This is a genomic window from Streptomyces sp. N35, assembly GCF_016464295.1.
GTDB lineage: Bacteria > Actinomycetota > Actinomycetes > Streptomycetales > Streptomycetaceae > Streptomyces.
This window is the reverse complement of sequence record NZ_JAEIMH010000181.1, coordinates 1-3924: the sequence shown is the minus strand read 5'-3', so window position 1 is coordinate 3924 and position 3924 is coordinate 1. Positions and strand designations below refer to the sequence as shown.

The following is a 3924-nucleotide window of genomic DNA, read 5'->3' as shown; positions in this document are numbered from 1 at the left end:
CACCCTCGGCGCCCAACCCCCCTTCGCCACCGCCCTCTTCACAGGGCTCGGACGCCAGATGCTCCATCCCCCGCGCCAGCGTGGGCGCCTGCGGGTCCATGTCCGGTGCCGTGGCCCGGCCCACGCCGAGGGAGTCGAGGGCCCGGTGCAGCCGGGCCGCGTCCATCCGCCACTTGCGGTCGACGACCTCCTCCGGATACTCCTGCCAGTCGACCGGCGCCCAGCCCGCACCCTGTTCGCCGTGGAAGAGCCGGGCCGCGAGCAGCGAGGCCGCCTCGTCCACCGCGCCGGGCTCCTCGAGCAGATCGCACGCGGGCCGCTCGCCGAGCCGCGAGGCGAAGCCTTCGGCGAGGCGGTCACGGCGGGACAGCTCGGTGAGCGCGGCGACCACTCCGGCGTCGAGGCGGGACGGCCAGCGGCCCATGCCCCGGGCGGGCAGCGCGACCTTGGTGAGCAGCCGGCCCCAGCCGGCGTACGCGAGACCGACCTGCTCCTGGGCGACGATCCTGAGCCCGTAGTCCACGGTCTGCGCCCGGCCGGCGGCGGCCGCCGCGACCCCCCGTTCCATCTCCGCCGCATGCCCGCGGCAGGCGCGGAGCATCAGCCGGCAGACCCAGCCGACCCCGGCGAGCACCAGGCGCCCGGCGGGTCCGCGCCCGGGCCGCTCCGCCACGGCGACCGCGGCGTCGAGGCCCCGTACGAAACGGCGGGCGGCGGCTATGTCGGGGTGGGCGGACGGCCCCGTACCGGCGACGACGGGGGCGAGCAGCGCCCGCAGCTCGGCGACGCGCATCCACCACAGGAAGGGCGAACCGATCACGAGGACCGGGGCGACCGGACGGGTCTCGGCCGCGTCGGCACGAGCGGCGACGGTGTCGCGTCCCCGTACGACGGCGGAGTCCTGCATCTGTACGGCCGCGCTCACATCCCCCTGTGCAGCCGCACTCGCGTCCCCGCGTACCGCTGCTGCTTCATCCCCCCGCAAGTCCGAGAGACCGATCCCCGCGCCATCGAGGCCGGGATCCGTGTCCCGAGGGCCACGGCGCCCGCGTATGCCCGCGAGCACGCGCCGCACCAGGCCCGGGCGGGCCGGGGCGTGCGCCCGGTGGGTGCGGTCCTCGAGCCAGCTGTCGCAGTCCGGGGTCAGCGCTATCGCGGAGGGCACCGGGACATCGAGCCGGTCGGCGAGCTCGCGCACCAGGCGGTAGAGGTCCGGGGCGGATTTCTCCGCGATCGGCACGGTGGGGCTGAGGGCAGGGCGCGAGCGCGCCACGAAAAGGGCGACGACGGTGGCGGCGAGCAGGACGACGACGGCGACGGCGCTCGAGATCCAGCGCGCGAGATCCCAACTCCCGCCGCCCAGACGGCCCGTGACCCCGCCCGCGAGCAGCACCACGGCCACCGCCGCGGGCAGCAGCGCCACCGCGAGAGCCCTGCTGCGGACGCGCAGGACGGCGAGCGCGCGGGCACGTGCTCCGACTGCGCCCCGCTCACCACCTGTACCGGTTCCGGACACGGCCGGACGTCACCCCCTTCGTGCTGCGACGGCTCTGCTCACTCCCCCACTGTGGCACCCGCCACTGACATCGCAATGCCAGTGGGCTGTTTGGCTACGGGGCACCGGGAACGCTTGCGCCGCACCCTAGTTGGGGCCTCGGGGCCCGTCAGCCGGATGGGGGATCGGTCACTCGATGGAATGGCTTTGGGCAAAGGTGCATGACGAAACGGGACCGGATCTTGTGTCAGATCCGGCCCCGTGTTCGGTGCGCTACGGGCGTGCGCCCGGCGTACTGGAGGAGTGCGGTGGGCTCAGGCCCCCGCGGCCTTGGCGGCGATGTCGCTGCGGTGCTGGGAGCCGTCCAGACGGATCCGCGCGACGGCCCGGTAGGCGCGTTCGCGGGCCTCGGCCAGGTCCTTGCCGGTCGCGGTCACGGAGAGCACCCGGCCGCCCGCGCTGACCACGGCGTCCGCGTCGCGCTTCGTCCCGGCGTGCAGGACGTACGCATCGGGGGCATCCTGTGCGGCCACCTCGTCGAGGCCCTCGATGACGTCACCGGTGCGCGGGGTGTCCGGGTAGTTGTGCGAGGCGACGACCACCGTGACAGCCGCGTCGTCGCGCCAGCGCAGCGGGGGCTCGGTGTCGAGGGTGCCGTTCGCGGCGTTGAGCAGGACGCCGGCGAGGGGGGTCTGCAGCCGCGCCAGGACCACCTGGGTCTCGGGGTCGCCGAAGCGCGCGTTGAACTCGATGACCCGTACGCCCCTGCTGGTGATCGCCAGACCCGCGTACAGGAGACCGGCGAAGGGCGTGCCGCGGCGGCGCAGCTCGTCGACCGTGGGCTGCAGGACGGTGGCCATGACCTCGTCGACCAGCTTGGGGTCGGCCCACGGCAGCGGCGAATAGGCGCCCATGCCGCCGGTGTTGGGGCCCTCGTCGTTGTCCAGGGCGCGCTTGAAGTCCTGGGCGGGCGTGAGCGGCAGGACGGTGACGCCGTCGGTGATCGCGAACAGCGAGACCTCGGGGCCGTCGAGGAACTCCTCGATGACCACGCGGTCGCAGGCCCGGGCGTGGGCGCGGGCCTTGTCGATGTCGTCGGTGACGACGACGCCCTTGCCGGCCGCGAGACCGTCGTCCTTCACCACGTACGGGGCGCCGAAGGCGTCGAGCGCCTCGTCGATCTCCGCGTCGGTGGTGCAGACGTAGCTGCGGGCGGTGGGGACGCCGGCGCCGGCCATCACATCCTTCGCGAAGGCCTTGGAGCCCTCGAGCCGGGCCGCTTCACCGGTCGGGCCGAAGCAGGGGATGCCCACTTCCCGTACGGCGTCGGCGACTCCGGCGACGAGGGGTGCCTCCGGGCCGACGACGACCAGGTCGGCCGACAGCTCCTGGGCGAGCGCGGCGACCGCCGCTCCGTCCAGGGCGTCGACCGGGTGCAGCTCGGCGACCTCGGCGATCCCGGCGTTGCCTGGCGCGCAGTGCAGGGCGGTGACGTCGGGGTCGAGGGACAGAGAGCGGCACAGGGCGTGTTCGCGGGCGCCGCCGCCGATGACAAGGACCTTCACGGTCGGAAGCCTAGCCGGTGGGGTCCGGTGGGTTTGTACGAGCGGGGTCCCTGGACCTTGTGGGAAGGTCCGAAAACGGTGCCCTGGGCCTTTACTCGTTCGCGATCTCCTCGATGACCGTGGCGCCCAGCTCGCGGACGATCAGGTCGTGGCCGCTCAGCGCGCTCTCGTCGAGGTCCGGGTCGTCCTCCTCCGGGATGTCGTCCTCGATGGAGACGGGGGGTGGCTCCTGGTCGTAGGAGCCGCGGTGGCTCTGGCTGTTCTGGCCCGGTCCGCCCTGCTGGCTTTGGTTGGTCGCGCCCTGGTTGGTCGCGCCCTGGTTGTACGAGCTTTGGTTGTAGGAGGACGGGGCCGGCGCGGGCGTCGACTGCTGCGGAGCCGGGGCCTGGGCGGCGGCCGGAGCCGACTCCTGGGGCGCCGGGGCCTGGGGCCGCTGGGGTGCGGGGGCGCCGCCCGAGTACGTACCGCCGGAGCCGCCGAAGCCGGTCGCCGCCGGGGGTGGGGACGAGCCGCCCGAGGGGTCGATGATCGCCTCGATCTTCCAGTTCGCATGGAACTGCTCGGCCAGGGCCTGCTTGAGGACGTCCTCGCTGCCGCTGCTCGTGAAGTTGTCACGGGCGCCGGCGTTGAGGAAGCCGAGCTGGAGGGTCTGGCCGTCGAATCCCGCGACCTGGGCGTTCTGGCTCAGCAGGATCCAGGTGAAGCGGCGACGGTTCTTGACCGCCTCCAGGATGTTCGGCCACAGGGAACGGACGTCCAGGCTGCCCGGGGGCGGTGCGCCGAGGGACGAGGCCCCGGCCGCCTGGGGTGCGGGGGCCGCGGGCGGCGGGGTCTGGGGCCGGGACGGGGGGGTGCCGGGGTTGC

At 74.1% G+C, this 3924-nt stretch carries 2 protein-coding genes and 1 pseudogene; all 3 read right to left on the bottom strand.

Annotated elements, in window-relative coordinates:
* Positions 1-1516, bottom strand: a 1516-nt coding sequence (locus JAO81_RS41660) for a hypothetical protein (RefSeq protein ID WP_199553215.1), incomplete at its 3' end; no start/stop codon positions are given.
* Between the two features lie 293 nt (positions 1517-1809).
* Positions 1810-3060, bottom strand: coding sequence for a phosphoribosylamine--glycine ligase (gene purD / locus JAO81_RS41655; protein WP_199553214.1), 1251 nt, complete (start codon positions 3058-3060; stop codon positions 1810-1812).
* A 91-nt stretch (positions 3061-3151) separates the two neighbouring features.
* A pseudogene (locus JAO81_RS41650) lies at positions 3152-3924 on the bottom strand (DNA polymerase III subunit gamma and tau); the annotation flags it as partial.